General features: G+C 73.0%; 4 protein-coding genes. 2 read left to right on the top strand and 2 right to left on the bottom strand.

What is annotated here, in order from left to right:
• The first annotated feature begins 42 nt into the window (after positions 1-42).
• Complete coding sequence (locus tag ACIRQ9_RS14280) at positions 43-4581, top strand: FtsK/SpoIIIE domain-containing protein (RefSeq protein WP_404171616.1); 4539 nt, start codon at positions 43-45, stop codon at positions 4579-4581.
• Positions 4582-4645: 64 nt separating this feature from the next.
• Here the strand turns inward: ACIRQ9_RS14280 and ACIRQ9_RS14275 are convergent, their stop codons facing one another.
• A complete protein-coding gene (locus tag ACIRQ9_RS14275; protein ID WP_351323681.1) occupies positions 4646-4957 on the bottom strand; it encodes a hypothetical protein in 312 nt (103 codons plus the stop codon).
• Positions 4958-5007: 50 nt separating this feature from the next.
• Positions 5008-5898, bottom strand: coding sequence for a hypothetical protein (locus tag ACIRQ9_RS14270; RefSeq protein WP_404171613.1), 891 nt, complete (start codon positions 5896-5898; stop codon positions 5008-5010).
• 169 nt (positions 5899-6067) lie between these two features.
• Between ACIRQ9_RS14270 and ACIRQ9_RS14265 the strand changes: the two genes are divergently transcribed.
• Positions 6068-22297 (top strand): hypothetical protein, encoded by a 16230-nt coding sequence (locus ACIRQ9_RS14265; protein ID WP_404171610.1) that lies wholly within the window; start codon positions 6068-6070, stop codon positions 22295-22297.
• Positions 22298-22301 lie beyond the last annotated feature (4 nt).

The raw sequence follows: 22301 nt of genomic DNA, 5'->3' as shown, positions 1-22301 counted from the left end.
CCGTCCCCCGATCCCGTACGAACGATTGCCCGGCTGGGAGCCGTGAACCTCACCATCACCACCGTGGACGCCACGGACGGACAGCGCCGCGACCATCAGGTCCGGCTGCCCTCGAACGCGACCGTCGGCGATCTCGCCGCCGCCCTGACCCAGGACGAGGCCGCCGCGGGCGGCGCCGACTGGGCCGCGGCCGGCGCCCCGCAGGCTCGCAACCTCTACGCCGACGGCCACCGGCTCGACCCCGCGACGCGCGTCTGCGGCAGCGGCATCCGCGACGGCGGGCTGCTCGGCCTCGGCGGCCCGGCCCGCCCGGCCGACCTGGTCCGGGTCCACGACGACGGCGACCGGGACGGCGTGCTCGCCGAGGTGCACATCGTCTCCGGGCCCGGCGCCGGGCGCACCTGGCGGCTCGGCCCCGGCAGCCACGAGATCGGCACCGACCCGCTGTGCGCCCTGCGGCTCGACGCGGGCACCGGGGTGCCCGCGTCCGGGCTGTGGGTGACGGTCGGCGCGGACGGCTCCGCGGCCTGGCACCGCACCGACGACGAGCCCGAGGCGACCGTGCGGGCCCGGCTCGCCTCGCCGCCGCCGGACGACGCCATCACCCAGCTGCGGCGGCCGCGCCCGCAGCCGCCGCGGGAACGCCCGGCGGGTCCGGGGCCGGTGCCCTGGCCGGCCGGCGAGGACCTGACGGTCGGTCCGGTGCTGCTGCGGATGAGCGCGCCCGTCGAGGCGGACGCGGCCGTGACCCCGTCCGCCGACGGGTACGGCGTGGACTACAACCGGCCGCCGCGGATCGCCCCGCACCTGGACGCCGAACGGGTCCGGCTGCCGCAGCCGCCGTCGCCGCCGCAGAAGCGGCCGTTCCCGACCGTGATGATGATCTCGCCGATCATCCTCGGTCTGTTCATGGTCAGCATCTTCCACTCGTACTACTTCCTGGTGTTCCTGTTCCTCAGCCCGATGATGATGCTGTCGAACTGGGCGACCGGCCGGCGTGCGGCGCGCAAGCAGTTCCTGGAGTCCGAGCGCGCCTACGAACAGCGCCGTGACGTCCTGGAGAAGCAGGTCAGGGAAGCGGTCGTCGGCGAGCGCCGGGTCCGCGACAAGACCGGCCCCGACCCGGCGGCCGTCGCCCTGATCGCGACCGGACCCGGCGGCCGCCTGTGGGAGCGCCGCCGCCGGGACCCCGACCACCTGGTGCTGCGCCTCGGCACGGTCGACCAGCCGTCGGTACGGGAGCTGGAGGACCCGGCGCGGGACGAGAACCACCGCTCGATCCGCTGGAACATCCCCGACACGCCGATCGGCGTCGACATCCCCGCGCACGGCGTCGTCGGCGTCGCAGGCCCGGCCGCCGAGGTGCAGCCATTGGCGCGCTGGCTGGTCGCGCAGGCGGGCGTCCTGCACAGCCCGCGCGACCTGAGGATCGTCGTCCTCACCGAGCCCGACCGGGTGACGGACTGGGCGTGGACGCGCTGGCTGCCGCATCTCAAGCCCGGCACGGCCGCCGGCCCGATGGTGCTGATCGGCAACGACCCCGAGTCGACCGCGGCCCGGATGAGCGAACTGGTCTCGCAGGTCCAGGCGCGCCGCCGGCAGGCCGGCAACGACCGGGACGTGGTCTTCACCGAGCCCGACGTGCTGGTCATCGCGGACGGTGCCCGGCGGCTGCGTGACGTGCCCGGCATGGTCCAGGTGCTCACCGAGGGCCCGCGGGTGCGGATCTTCAGCATCTGCCTGGACGAGCAGGAGCGGCTGCTGCCCGAGGAGAGCACCGGAGTGGTCCTCGCGGCCGGCGGCCGGCTGACGGTGAAGCGTCCCGGCGCCCCCGACCTGCCCGCCGTCCGCGCCGACCGGGTCTCCCCCGAGTGGTGCGAGCAACTGGCCCGGGCCCTGGCCCCGATCCGGGACGTCAGCCCCGAGCACGACGCCGGACTCCCCCAGCGGGTCCGCCTCCTGGACCTGCTGGAGCAGGAACCGCCGAACGCCGAGGGCCTGCTGGAGCGCTGGCAGCACCAGCCCGCCAGCACCTCCTTCCTCATCGGCACCGGCTTCGACGGCCCGCTCTCCCTGGACCTGGTCCAGGACGGGCCGCACGGCCTGGTCGCCGGTACGACGGGTTCCGGCAAGTCGGAACTGCTGCAGACGTTCGTGGCCTCGCTGGCCGCCGCCAACCGGCCCGACGAACTCACCTTCGTACTGGTCGACTACAAGGGCGGCAGCGCCTTCAAGGAGTGCGCCCACCTGCCGCACACCCTCGGCATGGTCACCGACCTCGACGCCCACCTCGTGGAACGGGCCCTGGAGTCGCTGGCCGCCGAACTCCGGCGCCGGGAGCAGGTGCTCGCCGCGGCCGACGCCAAGGACCACCCGGAGTACCGGGCCAAGCGGGCCGCCGATCCCTCCCTCGCGCCGCTGCCCCGGCTGCTGCTGGTCATCGACGAGTTCGCCACCCTGGTCCGCGAGGTCCCCGACTTTGTACCCGGACTGATCAGCATCGCCCAGCGGGGCCGTTCACTCGGCATCCACCTGATCCTGGCCACGCAGCGGCCCGCCGGTGTGGTCACCGGTGACATCCGCGCCAACACCAACCTGCGGATCGCGCTGCGGGTCACCGACCAGACCGAGAGCCAGGACATCATCGACGTCAAGGACGCCGTCGACATCTCCACGGCCACGCCCGGCCGGGCCCTGGTACGGCGCGGACCGCGGCAGGCGGATCCGTTCCAGACCGCCTGGGTCGGCGCCGAACGCCCGCGGGAGAACCCGGCCGCGGCGGCCGAGCCGGACGCCGGTCCCCGCAAGCCCGTCCGCTCGGTGGACGTCGGCTGGGACGCGCTCGGCCGGCCCGCCGGACTCCCCGCGGAGACCCGCACGGTCACGGCCTCGGCCCCGCGGGGCCCGGCGCCGACCGACCTCCAGGTCCTCGTCGAGGAGATCCGCTCGGCCGCCGACCTGCTGGACGACTTCACCCAGCAGCCCAGCCCCTGGCTGCCGCCGCTCCAGCGCCGGCTGGTCCTGGACGACCTGGACGAACTCGGTGCCACCCGCGACGGACGCCTGGTCATCCCCTACGCGCTGGAGGACGTCCCGCAGCTCCAGCAGCGCCGGGTCGCCGTCGCCGACCTCACCACCTTCGGGCACCTGTACATCATCGGCGCGCCGCGTTCCGGACGCACCCAGGTGCTGCGGACCCTCGCCGGTTCGGCGGCCCGGGTGGCGAGCAGCGCCGACGTGCACCTGTACGGCATCGACGCGGGCGGCGGCGGCCTCAGCGCCGTCGGCGCGCTCCCGCACTGCGGCGGCGTGGTCTCCCGGCACGACCTGGAGCGGCTCGGCCGGATGCTGCGGCGCCTGAACCGGGAACTGACCGAACGGCAGGACCTGGCCCAGACGCACAGCGCGACCGGCATCGCGGAGCTGCGCCGGCTGCTGCCGAAGGCCCAGCGGCCGGCTCACATCATCCTGCTGATCGACGGCTGGGACTCGCTGCAGATCCTGCTCGACGAACACGACCACGGTCAGCTGCTCCAGGAGGTCGTCCGGCTGATGCGCGAGGGTGCCGCGGCCGGCATCCACGTCGTCGCCACCTCGGAACGGTCGCTGCTGGGCGGGCGAATGGCCGCGCACAACGACCACAAGCTGCTGCTCCGCCAGGGCGACCGCAGCGACTACCAGGCCGTCGGCATGATGCCGAACAAGATCCCGGCGGACATCCCGCCGGGCCGCGGCTGGCACGTGCTCAGCGGCACGGAGACCCAGGTGGCGCTGCTCGCCGAGGGCGGCGGCACCGAGCAGGCGGAGGCGCTGCGCTCGATCGGCGAGAGCGCCCGCAAGCGGGACGCCCAGGTGCCGGACGCCCGGCGGCCGTTCCAGGTGGCCGTGCTGCCGCGCTCGGTGGAGTTCGCCGAGGCCTACGCGAAGGTGCAGCCGGACCGGCGGCGGCCGCTGTGGGGTCTGCTCGGCGTCGGCGGCGACGACGGCGGCGCCGTCGGCACCGATCTGGCCGGTACCGCCTCGGCGTTCGGCGTGTTCGGGCCGGCCGGGTCGGGGCGCAGCAACACGCTCGCCTCGATCGCGGTGTCGCTGCTGGCCGGCGGCACCTCGCTGGTGGTGCTCACGCCGCGCGAGTCGCCGCTGCGGGCCCTGGACCGGCATGCCACCGCCACGGTGCTCACCGAGAGCGACCCCTCGGCCGACACGGTGCGGGCGGCGCTGGACGCGCTGCCCGGCCCGAAGGTCGTGATGATCGACGACGCCGACCTGCTCACCAACTCGGCCGCGGACAAGCTCCTCAAGGAGCTCGCCGTGTCCGGCCGTGACCAGGGTCTCGGCCTGGTCTACGCGGCCTCGGCGGAGGGCTTCCAGAGCGGCATGAGCGGCTGGACGCTGGCCGCCCGGCGGGCCCGGAGCGGTCTGCTGCTCGCACCGAAGAACCTGTCAGAGGGCGACCTGGTCGGCCTGCGGCTGCTGCCCAGCGTGGTCCGCGCGGCCACGCATCCGGGCCGGGCCTGGACGGCCGGCCCGGGCGGCACGCTGCTCTCCGTGCAGGTGCCGCTGACGCCGCTGCGCGGCTGACCGGCGCGGCGCACACGCGAAGGGCCTCCCCCGGAGTGCAGGGGGAGGCCCTTCGCGTACGGGGTTACGAGTTGTTCTGCAGGCTGCTGCTGATGCCCTGGTCGAACTGGATCGCGTTCTCCTTGATGCCGTTGAACATCTCGGAGAAGTCGTTGATGCCCTTCACGGCGGCCAGCAGGCTGGTGTCGAAGTTGTTGTAGGTGGTCCGGATGACCTCGCTGGACTGCTGGAACACCATGCCGTCGTCGACCAGGGTGTTGACCCGGTTGCGCAGGTTGCTGAGGACCGGCAGGAGGTTCTCGTGGGCGTCGTGCAGCAGGTTCACGACCTCCTCGATCTTGTGGTAATCGAGGTTGATGCCGTTGTAGTTCGCCATTTCTTTCCTGTCGTTCTCGAAGGGGTCGTGCTCTGAGGGAGGAGGTCGGGCTACATCACGGGCCGGGTGCCGCCGCCCGAGCCGTGGCCCGAGCCGCCACCGCCGGACCCGCCGCCGCCCGAACCGCCGTCGTCGTCGTCCGGGTCGCCGCCCACCTGCTGCCAGTCCGGCTGATTGCCGTTGGCGTCCTTGGGGCCTCGGGTGTACTCGGTGCGGTCACCGTCACTGCCGGTGGTGACCATCGTGCCGCTGCCGTCGGAGTTGAGGTTGGTCTCCGAGTGGACGGTGGAGCCGTCCGGGTACGAGGTGTCCGTGGTGTAGTGGTTGCCGTCGCTGGAGTAGTTGGTGACCGAGGTGTAGGTCTTGCCGTCGTAGGTGACGGTGGACTCCTCCTTGATCACGTGGTGCTGGTCGTCGAGCGTGAGGTGGGTGTGGACGCTGCCCCGCTCGGTGTTGATCGTCTGGTCCAGTGGCGGGTCGCCGGGGTCGGTGGCGGAGCAGAAGTCCGGCATCGAGCCGTCCGGGCCGGGCACGCACTGGTCGAGGTGGGACTGCTTGTAGTCCCACAGTTCCTTGTCCCGGAAGTAGTTCTGCAGGCCCAGGTTGCTGCCCGTGATGCCCATGCCCTGGGCCAGTTCCGAGTCGAAGGACAGGAACGCCTCGCCCACCGAGCCGAACGCCCCGGCCAGCTCCTTGAGCCCCTTGTCCGCGTGGCTCATGGTGCTACTGGCGTTGTCGTAGAAGCCCGCGACCGCGTCGGCGAGGGTCGCGTCGCCGAGGATGGTGAAGGCGTCGCCGGAGGTGTATCCGTCGTAATCCCGCTGTCCCACCTGGGAGAAGAGGCTGTTGTCGAGCAGCGGGCCGATGTCTCCGGCCAGGCTCTCCAGGTCCCTTTTGGCGTCGTTGAGGACGTTGTATTCGATTTTCAGGCTATCGGCCATGTGGGCCTCCCAGTCGAGACTCCGGTCAGTTGGACCACGCCGCACGCGTCCCGCCGGTTCACCGCGGGCGACGGGTGTAACCCAGATCACGTGAACCGCTGCGGGCACTGCGGCGTGGTCCATTGGGGAGTGACCGCCCCGAGCCACGCAGCTGCCGGGAGGAACCCGTATGCCACGCCCGACCGACTGGAACGCGATCGGGCTGGACAGCGACCCCACGCCGGGTGACCCGGACCAGATCCGGACGCTGTCCACCGAGCTCAACCACCTGGGATCCGAGGCCCGGCGCATCAGCACGGCCATCGACGCGGTGATGAACACCGCCGGTGACAGTGTCTTCGTCGGCGAGGCCGCGAACGCGCTCCGGGACAAGGTGAACGGCCGGTTGCGCGGGCACATCGAGGACGTCGCGCAGTCCTTCGAGAGCGCGGCGACGGCGCTGACCACGTGGGCGGACAAGCTCGTCGACCTGCAGTCGCGCGCGGACGGCGCCCTCAACTCGGGCCGTGGCCTGTCCGAGGACGACCCCGACCGCGAGACCTACGCCTCCACCGCCCGACAGGCCGGCACCGAGCACGGCGAGGGCGCCTCGGCGGCGGCGGGCAGCATCTCGGGCGTCTCCAACATCCAGCTGCCGATCTCCAAGTGCCAGATCTTCTGGGAGGCGTTCCAGTGGCTGGCGATCATCCTGATCGTGCCCGCGCTGATCTTCGGCGGTCCGATCGCGCTGCTCGCCCTCGGCGTGAACCTGACGCTCTTCATCAAGACGATCGTCGACTTCGCCAACGGTGACGCCAGTTTCCTCGACCTCTTCCTCGCCGGACTCGGCATCCTGGCGCCCACCACCAAGGCGCTGCCGATCTTCCAGATCATCAAGGGCGTCGGCACGACCGCCTTCGCCAAGGGCTTCGCGAACATCGCGCGGGGCACCTTCCAGGCCCTGCGCAACCTGTTCACCAACGGCTTCCGCCCCACCACCCTGCTGCTCGGTCTGCGGGACCTGGTGAAACTGGGCAGCACCTGGGTCTACAAGGGCGGCCTGTGGGTGCTGGACGGCATCCACAACCTGCCCGGCATCATCGGCCGCGGGGTCAACTCGGCCGGCCTGACCATCGTCCAGGGCATCAAGGGGATCCCCGGGTTCGTGCGCGGGCTGCCCGAGACGTTCTCCCGGGGCTGGCAGGCGACCAAGACCTGGGTGGGCCAGGAGTTCGGCGGCACCAAGTGGCTGCGGATCTTCCTGCCGGTGGACGCGGCCGAGATCGGCGAGTACGGCTTCGCGCGCGCCCTGCGGATCAGCCTCTTCGACCGCGGTGTGCTCGGCCAGCACGTCTTCGGCGCCCCGATCACCAGCGGCATCGGCCGCACGATCAGCTCGGTCCCGATCGACCCGCGCGGCGTGGACGCCCTGGTGGACATGCCGCGCATCCAGCTGGACCAGGTGCGGTTCGGCGCCGGTCCGGGGCAGAGCGGCATCCGCAACCTCGATCTCAACCTGCCCGGCCCGCACCTGGACGTCACCTCGACCCTGCGGCCGCCGACCCTGAACCTCGGTGACGTCGGCGCCATCGCGCACCGCGGCAACTTCGGTGTGCACGCGGCGCGCACGGTGGACGCGCTGGTCGACATGCCCCACGTGCAGCTCGCCAACGTCCACGTGGAGAACTTCGGCGCGCTGGGCGGCCGTTCGGAGGTCGGCGTGAGCGCGGCCACGCCGACGGTCACCACCGCCTCCGGCCTCCACGTGCCCGCGTCGGCCGGCGTTCCCGGCACCACGCACGGCCTCACCAACGCGCCGGCCACGGCCGTCCCCGGCGGCGCCCACACCACCCTCACCGGTCTGCACCCGACGCCGGCGAACCTGACGTCCAGCGCCGACGTGCTGCTGCCCGGCGGCGCGCACAACGCCAACCACGTACCCGGCGCCATCGTCCTCACCGGCACGCACGCCACCCCGCCGCCGGTCACCGGCACCGTCGGCGACCTCTCCACCGGAAGCCCGGCCGTGGGCTCCGTGCACGCCGCGCTCACCGGGAACCCGGGCGTCGGCACCGTGCACGCCCCCGGCACGCCCGGCATCGGCGCCGCCCACACCACGCTGACCGGCACCCCCGGCACCGACCTGGCGCACACGGCGCTGAACTCGACGCCGACGCCCGGTGCCCCGCACGACGTGACCGCCCCCAACAGCCTGCTCACCGGCCCCACCACGGTGAGCCACCCGTCGCCGACCGGCATCGGGCACGGCGTGCCGGGCAGCCTCGACACCGGGAACTCGGCGTTCGACCTGCTCGCGGGCACCCGCCACAGCACACCGAACACCCCGGTGGCCCCCGGTACCGGCAACGCCCTGGCCGACCGCACCACCAGCGCCCTGTCGGCGAACCAGACCCGGCTGCACCTGGACGAACTGGTCCAGAGCCCCGGCTCCCCGCACCCCGCCGGGCCGCAGCAACTGCCGCACACCACGCCCGCCACGCCTCCGGCCGGTCTGGAACGCCTCACCACGAACCCGGCGTCCGTGACGACCCCGGACCGGCTCACGACCGGCCCCGGGAACGCCGGCAGCCCCGACCGCTTCACCGGCAACGGTGGCCCGCACGACCCGGCGCCCGCCTCCCCCGGCGGCTTCGGACAGGGAGGCGCGCACGGCAACAGCGCCGCCCTCGATCTCGTCGACACCGGGCGCAGCGCCCGCCCCGCCGACAGCCCCGCCTTCGCCGGCACGCCCACGCACACGGACGCCGACAAGGGCCTGGCCGGATCGGCGAACGGCACCTCGGCGCACCTCCCCGAGACGCTGCCGGCCCACACCGCGCCGGCCCCGCCCGGAGCCCACACCCCGCTGCCGGGTCACTCCTCGCCCACGCCGGCCGTCCACACCGCCGACACCACGGGCGCCTTCGACGCGCTGCTCAAGGACCCGAACGTCGTCAAGGTCCCCGGCAACCACGAGCTCGCGGTCAAGGCACCGCGCGGCGGCGCGCCCGAACTGCACGGCGGCGCGGTCGAGTCGGGCCTGTTCTCCGTGGACAAGCTGGGCACGGGCTTCGTCGTACGGCAGCTGGACGCCGTCGGCGGCACCGTGGTGCACAGCTGGACGTTCAGGCGGCTGGGCGGCATCCGCCTCGCCGAGGAGACCGTGCGGTTCGGCGACGGCCCCTTCGGCGGGGTGAGCGTCAAGGTCGCGGGCAGGACCGTGGACCCGGTGAGCGACGGCGTCGGCACCTGGCCGGCGAAGCTGGGCGGCGACGACGAGATCGTCGTCGCCTCGACGACCGGCACCCATGTCTACAGCCGCTCCACCGGCGACCTGCTGCGCTCGGCCACCCCCGACGTCACCCTGCCCCCGCGCCCGACCGGACTCGTCGGCGCGCACGCGGACAGCTGGGACGCCGCCGCGCACGCCACCCGCAGCCACATGGGCAGGGCGGCCACCGACAACGAGACCAAGCTGTTCATGCAGGGGGTCATCGGCGGCGCCTTCACCTCGAAGAAGGGCTACGGGGGCTTCGTCAACCCCAGTGCGCTGGAGGGCGGACTGGTCGCCAAGGTCAAGCAGTTCAACAAGATCGCCGGCGACCTGATGTTCGAGGGTCCCAACCAGCGCATGACGGTCTGGCGGGGCGTGTCCATGGACCCGCGGGCAGCCCAGGCCGACGTGTTCGTGGAACGGCTGCCCGCCTCGACGTCCAACGACTTCACCTTCCAGGCGGAATGGGCGAAGAACGGCGTCAACAGCAACCGGGTCGTCTTCGAGATCGACGTGCCGGCCGACCACGGCAAGTTCTCCATGGCCTATCCGCCGGGGTACGAGAGGTCCGCCGACGACGCCATCGCCCTCAACCAGGATCAGCGCGAGGTCACCCTCGCGCCGACCCGGCTGGTGCGGACCGGGCCCGCCCGGGTCGAGAACGGCATCACGGTCGTCCCGGTGCGCGCCGAGCAGATCCCGGAGACCCAGCTCGAAGGGCTCATCAACGAGAAGTGGTCCGGACTCCACTCGGGCGAGGCGTTCGAGGACTTCGGCCGTGCCTTCGGGCAGGACGCGATGCGCCGCTGGGAGGGCCTGGGCGACGCGATCGTACGGGAGGGCGGTGACGGCCCGGATGTCAGGACGTTCACGGTGGGCCGGCCCGGCTACGCGGACGAGATGACCATCACGGTCACCCACAAGGCGGACACGAACGCCGTCTCCGTCACGATCTCCGGCGGCGAGCGCACCTTCGCCAAGGAGTGGAGCGGCACCGGCTTCAACGACCTCGCCGCCGACCTGCGCGGCCACGTCCTCCACAACAACGAACTGCTCAGCTCGCTGCCGACCCCCACGTCCTGGGGCAGGGAACTCCCCGCCCCGGTCCACCCCGGCTCGCGTCCGGACACCCCGGTCCCGAGCCCGGCCCGCGCCACACCGGACACCACGCCGAGGCCGCACCAGGACAGCGCGCACACCGGCGGCCAGGAACTGCCCGGCCATGGATCCCGGCTCACCCCGGCCCAGATCGAGGAAGCCTGGTTCCGGGACGGCCGGCGCGTCGACGCGCTCTTCGGCGACCTGGACGACCCCCTGCGCGGCGCCCGCCGCGACGCCTGGCGGGACCACGTCCAGGCACGCTACGACCTCGGCCGAGCCGAGGACCTGCTGCCCCACAACGGCCACGCCGGCAGCTCCCACGGCCCCACCCCCGCCGAGATCCGCGCCCGCGAGAACGTCGACACCGCCCAGCAGCGCTACAACGCCACGCACCACCGCCTGTCCGAACTCGGCGTCGACCCCGCCCGGATGGAAGCCGACCTCGCCCACCTGCGACAGCTCAGCCTCACGGAACGGCCCCGCCTGCTCGGCGGCACCTCCCTGCCCGCCGACGACGCCACTCCCCCGCCCGCGAGCGCCGTCCCCGCCGCCCACGGCGAGAGCGGCGCGGCCTCGGTGACACCGCCCAGGCGGCTGAACGAGATCCTCGCCGACCAGACCAAGGCCCACCAGGACCTGCAGCAGGCGGAGATCAAGCAGACGCAGACCGGCAAGGACGCCGACAAGATCGCGGAGGCCAGGACCAACCTGTCCGAGGCGAACACCAAGCTGAAGGACACCACCCGCGAACTCGACGAGGCGCTCCAGCACGAACTCGACAACCGTCTGCTTTCCCAGCGTGAACTGAACCTGCTCGTCGACCAGTTCGCCGGCGCCGGCGACATCGGACGGGCCCGGAAGCTGCAGGCCCACGCGCAGGACCTGGACGCCGCCTCCCGCGGCGCGGGCAACGGCCCGGTGCGCTCGGACCAGTTCATCAGGACCGGCGGCGAGATCCAGTCCCAGTCGGTGACCGTCCGGCGGCTCGCCAACGAACTGGAGAACCTGGTCAGCGCGGGCACCACGCCCCACGGTGAACTCAAGGGACTGGCCGAGGGGTTGGAGCAGGCCGCCAAGGACCTGGACGCGGCCCTCCAGGGACACGTCACCGACGCCGCCCGCTTCGGCGGCACCTACACGCTGCGCAACGAGCACGCACCCGTCGCCGCCGTGGCCCACCATCTCGCGGAGCTGGTCGACGACGCCGTCAAGGCGGCGAAGCCCGGCGACGGCCTCGTCCTCAAGGGTTTCCTCGGCACCGACGCGTCCGTGGAGCGGATCCAGCGCGGCATCCCCGACCTGCTGCGCCGCTACCGCGAGAACCAGGCGTTCGGCGACGTGCACACCGGCGAGCAGTGGAAGGCGGTCCTGCCCGGGACCGAGGCCCAGTGGCGGAAGGTGTTCGACGACTTCGACGGCTTCGACAAGCTGTCCCGGTCCCAGCAGCACGACTTCGTGCGCAGCCTGTCCGAGAAGAACATCGCGGACCTGCGCGCGGACGTCGACGGCCTGCTCAAGGACCTGCCGGAGGCGGACCGCCTGAAGTTCCAGGAGCTGCGGGAGAAGCTGGAGAACCTGCCCTACCGGATCAAGCACGCCACTCCGGCCTACCACGCCATCGCCAACAGCGGCGTGATGTCCTCCCAGGGCGACCTCGCCCGACGGGGCGTCCGGTTCCTGGCCTCCGGCAAGAGTTCGGCGAAGAACACCTCCAACCTCGGCAACGACGACTTCGTCTTCTTCCGCATGGAGGCCGGCGACAAGCCGATGGCGACCCGCTACGGGCCGACCACGCTCGTCTTCGACGCCAAGGTCCTGGAGGAGAAGGGCGGCTGGGTCTCGCTCCACGACCAGCTGCACCCGCTGGACCGCGACACGATGAACCAGCTGAAGTTCGGTGACGACACCGTCCGCAGCGCGAAGTACGACGAGGGCTTCGACGAGGTGGGCAAGCGGGGCCGCTGGACGTACGAGTACTCCGGTGGGCGGACCCGGCAGGTCTCCTTCGAGCAGGAGGTCTTCCACGGCGCGCACGTGCAGGAGGCGCTCGCCCTGTCCGTGGTGCGCGAGGTGCACCTCATCGGAGGTGCCTTCAAGGACGACGTCTTCCGGCTGCTCGCCGACACGGCGACCCCGGAGGAGCTGGGCTCGGTCATCTCCAAGCTGTACCGGCCCGAGGCGAAGTTCGGCTCCGGGCTGCCGATCAACCCGCACGGCAGCCATGTCACGAGCGAGTGGCCGTCGCCGCTCGCGGTCCATGACGCGGACGGCGACGGACGCTATCTGGCCGACGGCTCGGTCGATCCGGCGGCACGGGCCGCCGGCAAGGCGTTCGACGAGGCCTCGGACCGGGTGCGGCAGGCGGACAACGCCTTCAAGAGCGGTAACACCAAGGCGCAGCGCTACAACCTGAACAAGGCGCAGCCGCACGCCGAGCAGGCGGTCAAGCTGACCCAGGAGTTCCACGCGGCCTCCGTCGGCGAACGCAAGGCCATGGCGCAGACCCTGCTCGACCAGCGTGAGCAGCTCCTCAAGGACATCAACGTCCGCCTCGACGACCTCAAGGGCGGAAACCGGCCCGACGGTGCGAAGGCGCAGCCCAAGCCGGGCAGGAACCAGCCCGCCGGAACGTCCTCGTCGGCCGCGGCGCCCAACGGCCCGAACCTCGGCACGCTTCCGCAGGCGGCCGAGGACGCGCTCGACGCCGTCCCCGGGATCACCGACCACATGCGGAAGATGATCCGCGCACTCGCCAACTCGGACGGCTTCCGGGCCCTGTCGGACTCCAGCAACGGCACCCTCACCACGGAAGCCGTCGAACTGGGCAGGAACGCCTTCAGCAAGGCGTTCAAGAACCTGTCCGGCCAAGGACTGGTCCGCGGCGAGACCGACGGCCTCCACCTCACGGACGAGGGACGCAGGCTGTTCCTGCCGCCGCGCGCCGAGACGACGCCCCCCGCCCTCACCGCCGACGGCCTCACGTCCCACGTCCCGGACACCAGCCCCTCGGTCCCGAGCCCGGCCCACGGCATGCCGGACACCACGCCGACCACGACTCCGAGGCCGCACCAGGACAGCGCGCACACCGGCGGCCAGGAACTGCCGGGCCATGGATCCCGGCTCACCCCGGCCCAGATCGAGGAAGCCTGGTTCCGGGACGGCCGGCGCGTCGACGCGCTCTTCGGCGACCTGGACGACCCCCTGCGCGGCGCCCGCCGCGACGCCTGGCGGGACCACGTCCAGGCACGCTACGACCTCGGCCGGGCCGAGGACCTGCTGCCCCACAACGGCCACGCCGGCAGCTCCCACGGTCCCACCCCCGCCGAGATCCGCGCCCGCGAGAACGTCGACACCGCCCGCGCACAGTACGACGCCACGCACCACCGCCTGTCCGAACTCGGCGTCGACCCCGCCCGGATGGAAGCCGACCTCGCCGACCTGCGACAGCTCAGCCTCACGGAACGGCCCCGCCTGCTCGGCGGCACCTCGCTGCCCGCCGACGACGCCACTCCCCCGCCCGTCCACTCCGGCCCGACCCCGCACAGCGAGACGGAGGCGGCCGCCGACCTGACGCCGCCGCGGCGGCTCGCGGCGATCCTCGGCGAGCACACCGAGGCACAGCGCGGCGTGCACCAGGCCGAGATCAACCTCGCCAACGCCACGGCGAAGCAGCGCCCTGGGATGGAGACCGCCCTCGCCAAGGCGAACGAGGAGGCGTCCCAGGTCTCCGTGCGGCTGGACGACGCCATGACACAGGCGTTCACCGAGGGCCGCCTCTCCCAGCGCGACCTCAACCTGCTGGTCGACCAGTTCGCCGGCGCCGGTGACATCCGGCGGGCCCTGCGGTTCCAGGAGCACGCGCTGCGGCTGGACGCCGAGGCCCGCCGCGCGCCCGGCACCGCACGCGCGGACCAGTTCATCAGGACCGGCGGGGAGATCCTGGAGCAGTCGCGCGACCTGCGCGCGCTCACGCAGCGGCTGGAGGACCTGGTCGTCGCGGGCAAGAAGAGCCCGCAGGAACTCCAGGCCCTCGCCCACACCCTGGACGAGGCCGCCCTCACCCTCGACTCGTCCCTCCAGGGCTTCGTCAAGGACGCCGCCGAGCTGGGCGGCGTCTACACCCTGCGCAACGAGCACGCCCCCGTCTCCACGGTGGCCCACCAGCTCGCCAGGACGGTCGACGAGGCCGTCACGGCCGCGAAGCCCTACGAGTCCATCGCGCTGAAGGGCTTCATCGGCACCGAGGCCTCGATCACCCGTCTCCAGCGCGACATGCCCGCCATCGCCCGCCGCTTCCGGACCGACCGGGCGTACGCCGAGGTGCCCAGCGGCCTCCAGTGGAAGGCCGAACTTCCCGGCTCCCAGGCCCAGTGGAAGCAGGTCTTCGACGACTTCGAGGACTTCGACAAGCTGTCCGCCGCGCAGCAGACGCAGTTCGTGCAGAAGCTGTCCGAGCGGAACATCACGCAACTGCGGCAGGACGTCCGCGGCCTGCTCGACGGCCTGCCGACGACCGAACGCGCCCGGTTCGAGAAGCTGTTGGACAGCCTGGAGAACCTGCCCTACCGGATCAAGCACGCCACTCCGGCCTACCACGCCATCGCCAACAGCGGCGTGATGTCCTCCCAGGGCGACCTCGCCCGACGAGGTATCAGGTTCCTGGCCTCCGGCAAGAGTTCGGCGAAGAACACCTCCAACCTCGGCAACGACGACTTCGTCTTCTTCCGCATGGAGGCCGGCGACAAGCCGATGGCGACCCGCTACGGGCCGACCACGCTCGTCTTCGACGCCAAGGTCCTGGAGGAGAAGGGCGGCTGGGTCTCGCTCCACGACCAGCTGCACCCACTGGACCGCGACACCATGCGCGACCTGAAGTTCGGCGACGACACCGTCCGCAGCGCGAAGTACGACGACGGCTTCGACGAGATGGGCAAGCGGGCCCGCTGGACCTACGAGTACCCGGGCGGCGGCGGGTCCCGCACGGTCTCCTTCGACCAGGAGGTCTTCCACGGCGCGCACGTGCAGGAGGCGCTCGCCCTGTCCGTGGTGCGCGAGGTGCATCTCATCGGCGGCGGCTTCATGGACGACGTCCTGCGGCTCGCCGAGGGGACGGTCGACGTGGAGAAGATGGGCGCCGTCGTCTCCAAGCTGTACCGGCCCGAGGCGAAGTTCGGCTCCGGGCTGCCGATCAACCCGTTCGAGAGCCGGGTCGGGTCCGAGTGGCCGAAGCCGCTCGCGGTCCACGACGCGGAGGGCGACGGACGGTACCTCGCCGACGGGACGGTGGACCCGGCCGCGCGGGCCGCGGGCAAGGCGTTCGACGAGGCGTCCGACAAGCTGCGCCAGGCCGACAACGCCGTCGCGAGCAACAGCAGGAAGGCACAGCGCTACAACCTGAACAAGGCGCAGCCCCTCGCCGAGCAGGCGGTGAAGCTGACCCAGGAGTTCCACGACATCGCCCAGGGCGCACGCAAGGAGATGGCCAAGGGCCTGCTCGACGAGCGGGTGAAGCTCCTCGACACCGTCAACGGACGTCTCGACGCGCTGAGGGGCCAGCCCGACACCGACGCGGTGAAGACACAGCCGAGGCCGGGCAGGAGCCAGGGTGCCGGAACCTCGTCCTCGACCGCGGTGACGGACGGTCCCGACTTCAGGCCGCTTCCGCAGGCGGCCGAGGACGCGCTCGACGCCGTTCCGGGAATCACCGACGACATGAAGAAGATGGCCCGGGTACTGGCCAACTCGGACGGCACCCGCCCTCTCAAGGACTCCCGCAGGGACGCACAGACCCAGAAGGCGGTCGGGCTCGGCAAGGACGCCTTCGGTTCGGCGTTCGAGGGGCTCAGGAGTGCGGGGCTGGTGCGGGGCGACAGAAGCGGCCTCCATCTCACCGACCAGGGCAAGGGGCTGCTGCTGCCGCCCAAGGCCGACACCGGGACCCTGGCGCCACCGCCGTCCACGACGGCCGACGTCCACGTGCCCTCCACCCACGCCGAGCCGTCCCCCACCCCCACCTCGCCCGGCCTCGACACGAGGTCCCCCGCGCTCACCACGGACGGCACGGCACCGCACCCCCTCGACACCCGCGCCCAGGCCCCGCACGGCACCGGCACGGACATCCCGTCCCCTGCCCCGCACGACCTCGACGTCACGCACCACGGTGCGGAACCGCACCTCGCGGACCCCGAGACACGCACGCCGCACCCCACCGACACCGACACCACCCCGCCGCACCCCACCGACACCGACGCGGCCGTCGTACACCTCGACGACGTCGACCCCGTCGTGCCGCGCCACGGTGACGACGGCGGTCTCGCGGTGCTGCCCCCGCGGGACGGCAACCGCCCCGGCGCCCCCGCCCTGGACGACCTGCTCGGGTCGCCCCGGCGGACCGGCGACACCACCGCCACGGCGGCACCCGGCACCTCCCACGCGCCCGCCGCCGACCTCCTCGACCGGGCCGCCTTCCGGCGCAACACGTACCGGGAGCACGGCATCCGGGCCCGCTCGCAGATCCGGTTCGTCGACCGGGCCCTGGAGGACTTCCACGACATCCCCGCCGACCAGTTGGCGCGCCGGGCCCAGGCGCTCGACACCGTGGCCGAGGCGGCGCAGGGCTTCCTGCGGGACCGCCCGGTCTCGGTGCGACGCCCCGGAGTGGAGGACCTGCTGCGTCAGGCGCGCGCCGAGGCGCGCGCCTACCGGCTGCTCGACGACGTCCGGCGGCTCGGCGGCGACGGGGACGGGCTCGCCGGCCGTATCCGTACCGCCCTCGCGGACGGCGGCACGACCCCGGACACCCGGACCGGGCTCCGAACGGCGCTCGACGGCCTGGACCGCTCCGCGCGGGACCGGCGGCAGAACGACGCCCTGAGCCTGCTGGACGGCACCCCGCCGCTCCCGCACACCGCCGACACCACCCTCGCCGCCCCGCCCCGGCCGGACGGCGCCACCGCACCGGCGGCACCGTTCCGTCCGGAGGACGACACCAGCCCCGCCGCACCCGCCCTGCCGCATCACGGCAAGGGCCCGGCCGTGCCTTCCCGGCAGCCCATGGAGGGGCTGTGGCAGGAGGACCGGGCGCGGTTCGACGCGCTCCTCGGCGGCGAGGGCCGGCCGATCCGGGACGCCTGGGTCGAGCTGTCGTCCGCGCGGGCCGAGCTGAACCGGGTCGAGGACCTGCGCGGCGCGCCGGGCGGCGCGAGCACCTCACGGGGTGTCAGCGCGTACGACGTCCAGCTCAACCACGAACTGGTCGCCGCCCAGGACCGGTTCCGCGCCGCCTACACGAACCTTGAGGACCTCGGCGTCGGTCCGGCCGAGATCGAGACCCGGATCCACGAGATCGAGAGGGCGGCCACCGAGCGTGGCGCGACGCTCGGCGCGGGCAAGCTCAACACCCTGCCGGACAGCGTCCCGCACACCGTCCAACAGATCCCTCTCAACAACTCGGGCGTGTCCGGACCGAACGGCCTGGTCATCGAGCGGAGCACGGGTCAGGACCAGGCGGTGACCCTGCGGGTGCTCGACCAGCAGCTGCACCCGGACCCGACGCGCACCGTCGCCACCCGGCCGGACGGCGGCTTCGACGTCCGGCACACGCCGTCCGGCTCCGTCGACACGTACACCGTGAACGGCGACCGGATCGCCCACGAGATGCCGCTGTACGGCGGTGACGGCGAGCCGACCGGCCTGCGGCTGCACGCCGGCCTCGACGGCCACGGCGTCCGCCAGGAGCTGACGGTGCACGGGCCCGGCGCCGACCGGCTGACGGCCTTCCCGCTGCCCGACGGCGCGGCGCGGATCACGCACCTCGACACCGGCGTCACCCACCGCGTGGACTCGCTGGGCCTGCGGCTCGACGAGGGTGTCCAGCTCACCGGCCGCGACGGCGTACCCGGCGGCACCGACCGGGTGCTGGTCACCGCGGACGGCGACGTCCACGTCACCGGTCTCGCGGGCGACCGTCTGGACCTGCGGGTGCAGCACCTGGGCGACGGGAACGGCGTCCGGGTCACCGACGAGACGACCGGGGTGTCCGTACGCCACGACGGTCAGGGCCGCCTCCAGGAGACCGGTGTCTCGCTGACCGCCCCGCACGGCGCGCGCGGGCAGTTGTTCCTGGCCGGCGACGGCACGGGTGGCTTCACCCTGACCGACGCGGCCGGTGCCCGGCAGACCGGGACGGTCACCGCGCTGCCCGGCGGCGCCGGATTCCGGCTGACGGACGAGACGACCGGCGCGACCAGCAGGTTCGCGGCCGACGGCGGGTACCGGGACACCGGCCTCGCGCTGTTCGACCCGGCGGTCAACGCGCGCGGCGGCCGGATCCTCGTACCGGACGGCGCGGGCGGCCATCTGCTCACCGACACGGCGGGGCAGCCGCTGCCCCAGCGGGTGGTCGCGGTCGACGGCAACCGGCCGCGCACGATCGACGACGTCACCGGCGAGTCCGTGCTGTACGACGTCCAGGGCCGCCCGGTGAGCACCTCGACCGCGCTGGCCGACCCGGCCGGCGGGCCGCGCGGCGCTCGTTTCGCCGAGCCCGACGGCGCCGGCGGTCACCGGCTGACCGACGCGGACGGCAACGTGCTGCCCGGTACCGTCACCGCGCTTCCGAACCAGGGCGGTTTCCGTACCGGCCACGACACCGGCTACCGCACCTTCGGCGCCGACGGCGACTACGCGGGCGACGGGCTGCGGCTGACCGGACGCGACGGAACGCCGGCCGGATATCTGGACCGGCCGCTGGGCGCGGGTCCGCGCTGGCTGGACGGGACCTTCACCCCGGACCCGGCGCGCGTGGTCACCCTCGATCCGGCGGCGGGCCGGATCGACGTCGGTGCGGCCGGCGGCGCCCGCCAGGGCTTCGACCAGGCGACCGGCCGGTTCGTCCAGGAGAGCGTCCCGCTGCCCGGCGGCGGCCACCGCACCACCCTGGCCGACGGCTCGTTCACCCGGTACGACCGTCACGGCGCCGTCACGGCGACCGGCACGCCGCTGCCCGCGGGCCACGGCGGCCGTTTCCTGGTCGTGGACCCGCCCACCGCCGCCCGCCCCGGGGCCTGGCTGGAGGACGGCGCGGGCGGCAGGCTCGCGCACTGGGACGCCGTCCGCAACCCCGACGGCACCGCCCGGATCGCGTTCAACGACCCGGCTCGTCCGCGGCACGGCGAGTTCCTGGAGCTGGCCGCCGACGGGACCCCGGCCCGGCAGGGCTTCAACGTGCTCGACGACGGGCGGCGCACGAACTTCCGGTACGTCGTCGACCACACCGCGGGCACCTGGGAGCGGACCGCTTCGGACGGGACGCCGACGGCCGCCGGTTCCTTCCACCACGGAACCGCCGACCTGTCCGGCGCCGCGAGCGGCCACGTCCGCCTCCTGAGTTCGACCAAGGCGCGGGTGCCGGTCTTCGAGCGGCGGGTGCTGCCCGGCGCCGCCCAGGACGCGGTGGACGCCTTCCGCCGTACCGACACCATCGCCTTCGCCCGCACCAACCCCCGTACCCACTGGGTGCGCTGGGACGAGACCGGTACCCCGGCCGGTACCGGCAGCCGGCACTACGACACGGCGGGCACCGGCTGGCGGGACACCGACGGCTGGGGCCGCACGGTGCGCGAGTACCGGGACGGGCTGCAGAAGTTCGACGGACGGGCCGGACACACCCTGGGCGTCGACCACGGCGACGGCTGGACCTGGCACCGTTACGACGGCGCGGGCAGGGAGCTCGCCTCCGGTCCGCGGACCCGTGAGCACCTCGGCGGCGGCTGGACCGACCGCACCGCAGGCGGCGACGTCGCGCAGCGGCAGTGGGGCACGGCCGAGTGGCCCGAGCGGGCCGGCCAGTACCAGGAGACCGCGATGCACCCGGACGGCACCCTGCGCGGCACCTGGGAGCGGCACTCCCCGCACGGCAAGGAGGTCGGCAGGCGCGAGGCGTTCGGCGACGGCTTCCTGACCACGGACCGCTGGCGCGAGCAGCGCCCGCCGACCTGGGTGCGCACGCGCTGGCTGACCGGCGCCGAGCACACCCGGCCGCCGTACGCGCACGTGCGCGGCGACGACACCTACCAGATGTTCACCTGGAGCAGGGAGGCGCACGACGGCACCGTCACCGCCTCCGGTGTGCGCTACGTCGGCATGGACGGCAGCGCGCTGGACCTGGCCGCCGACGGGAGCTTCGCCCGGTTCAGCGGCAAACTGCACGACGGCACCTCGCTGAAGGTCGGCGACCACGCCGGCCGTCCCGGGCACGCCCCGGCGCACCCCGCCGACCAGCCCTGGCAGGCGGGTGCCGTCCGGGGCTACCGCGAGCGGCTCGTGGGCGACCCGGCGGGCAGGCTCTGGCAGGACGTCTACCAGGACGCGGGCGGCACCACCCACGTCGCCCGCGAGGGACTGCCGGACGGGGTGGTCAGGGAGTACACCGGGCTGCCGGCGGACCGGCGCTGGGTCGAGCGGGACGCGCACGGCAACCTGGTCGGCCAGAGCCACGCGATGCCGGACCGGCCGGGTCATGTCGTCCAGGGTTCGGGCCGCGCCGACTCCGGCCGCTGGACCTGGCGGGAGCTGGACGCGAACGACGTCCAGGTCGCCGGCGGGCGGCGCGAGCACTTCCGCGGTTCCACCGACTCCCGGCTGCCCTGGGACGACTCCTACCGGGACTTCGACGCGAACGGACGGCTGGTCCGCGAGCGCCGAATGCTCGACTCGGGCGGTTACGTGGACTCCTGGCGGGGTGCCGACGGCCGGTGGAACGCCAACGCCTTCCGGCGGGACGGCACGGCCCTGGACCCGGCCCTGGCGAACCAGTCCCGCCGCTGGTGGCACGGCGGCGCCTGGCACGACCAGTGGGCGCCCGGCTCCCGGCACTTCCGCGACCAGCTGCCCGGCGCCGGGCAGGGCGCGGCGCCGACCGTCCTGCGCGAGACCCCGGTGCACAACGGCGGTCCGGTGCGGGTGCGGACGTACGACACCGCGGCGAACACGCCGGGGTCGGTGTGGAAGGAGTACGACCACGGCAGTGTGGTCCGCGAGCGGAAGGCGGAGGGCACCGGCTTCCTGGAGACCGATTCCTGGCGCGGCCAGTGGAACCGGTACAGCGACCGGGGCGAGCTGATCGCCCAGCGCACCGACAACGGGCTGGTCTTCGAACGGGACAGCTTCGGCCGGATGCGGCTGACCGGCAACGAGTACGACTTCCGGGGCCCGCTCACCGAGATCCGCGGCTGGGGCCGCACCACCCGTGAGGCGCAGCGCATGCCGTGGTCGGGCACGGTCCTGCCGAACGGCGACGCGGCGCTGCGCGAGGCGCGCTACGAGCCGTACTGGCGGAGCCTGGCGAAGAAGGCGGCGCTGGAGTTCGGCCAGGAGTTCATCCTGGAGTTCGGTGCCAACCTGGCCGTCAACGGGATCGTGGCCGCCGTCCAGAACAAGCCGTTCACCGGGAAGGACGCGCTCAAGTCGTTCGCGAACGCGGCGGTCGGCGCGACCGTCAAGACCGGTCTGACCACCGCGGTGCACGAGAACCGGGCCCTCGGGTTCGAGAAGCTCGGTTCGCTCAAGGCCGGTGTCGCCAACATCGACGGCGGCAAGCCGTGGACCCGGCGTCCCATGAACCACGACAAGACCTGGGTCAACGAGTGGGCGGGCAACGAGACGCCGACCCGCTGGCGGGGCGGCACCTACGACTTCTCGTTCGGTGTGCTCAGCAGCGCGCTGTCCGGCTGGGTCAACGGCAGCATGAACGCGGCCGTGTGGGGGGTGACCGACGCCGACGGGCAGACGGTGAAGCTGCACGGCGGGGACGCGGTCTGGGAGGGCGGGATCAACGCCGCCGCCTCGGTCACCACGGCCGCCACCACCGGCCTGGTCAAGAACGTGTTCGTGATGAGCGCGGGCGGCCGGCTCTTCCACCGCCAGGGATTCGCCGACTTCTGGATCCAGCTACCCTTCAAGATCTTCGAGAAGTCGATCCAGTCGCTGTACCTGACCAGTGCCTACCGTGCGAGCATCAATCCCACCTATTACCAGGCACCATGATCGG

This window comes from Streptomyces sp. NPDC101237 (assembly GCF_044767465.1).
Lineage (GTDB): Bacteria > Actinomycetota > Actinomycetes > Streptomycetales > Streptomycetaceae > Streptomyces > Streptomyces gramineus.
Note: the sequence above shows the minus strand (reverse complement) of the source record. Positions and strands in the feature narration are given on the sequence as shown.

Coding starts and splice junctions, on each gene's coding strand:
- ACIRQ9_RS14275 (WP_351323681.1), bottom strand. CDS start 4,957: ATGGCGAACTACAACGGCATCAACCTCGATTACCACAAGATCGAGGAG.
- ACIRQ9_RS14270 (WP_404171613.1), bottom strand. CDS start 5,898: ATGGCCGATAGCCTGAAAATCGAATACAACGTCCTCAACGACGCCAAA.
- ACIRQ9_RS14265 (WP_404171610.1), top strand. CDS start 6,068: ATGCCACGCCCGACCGACTGGAACGCGATCGGGCTGGACAGCGACCCC.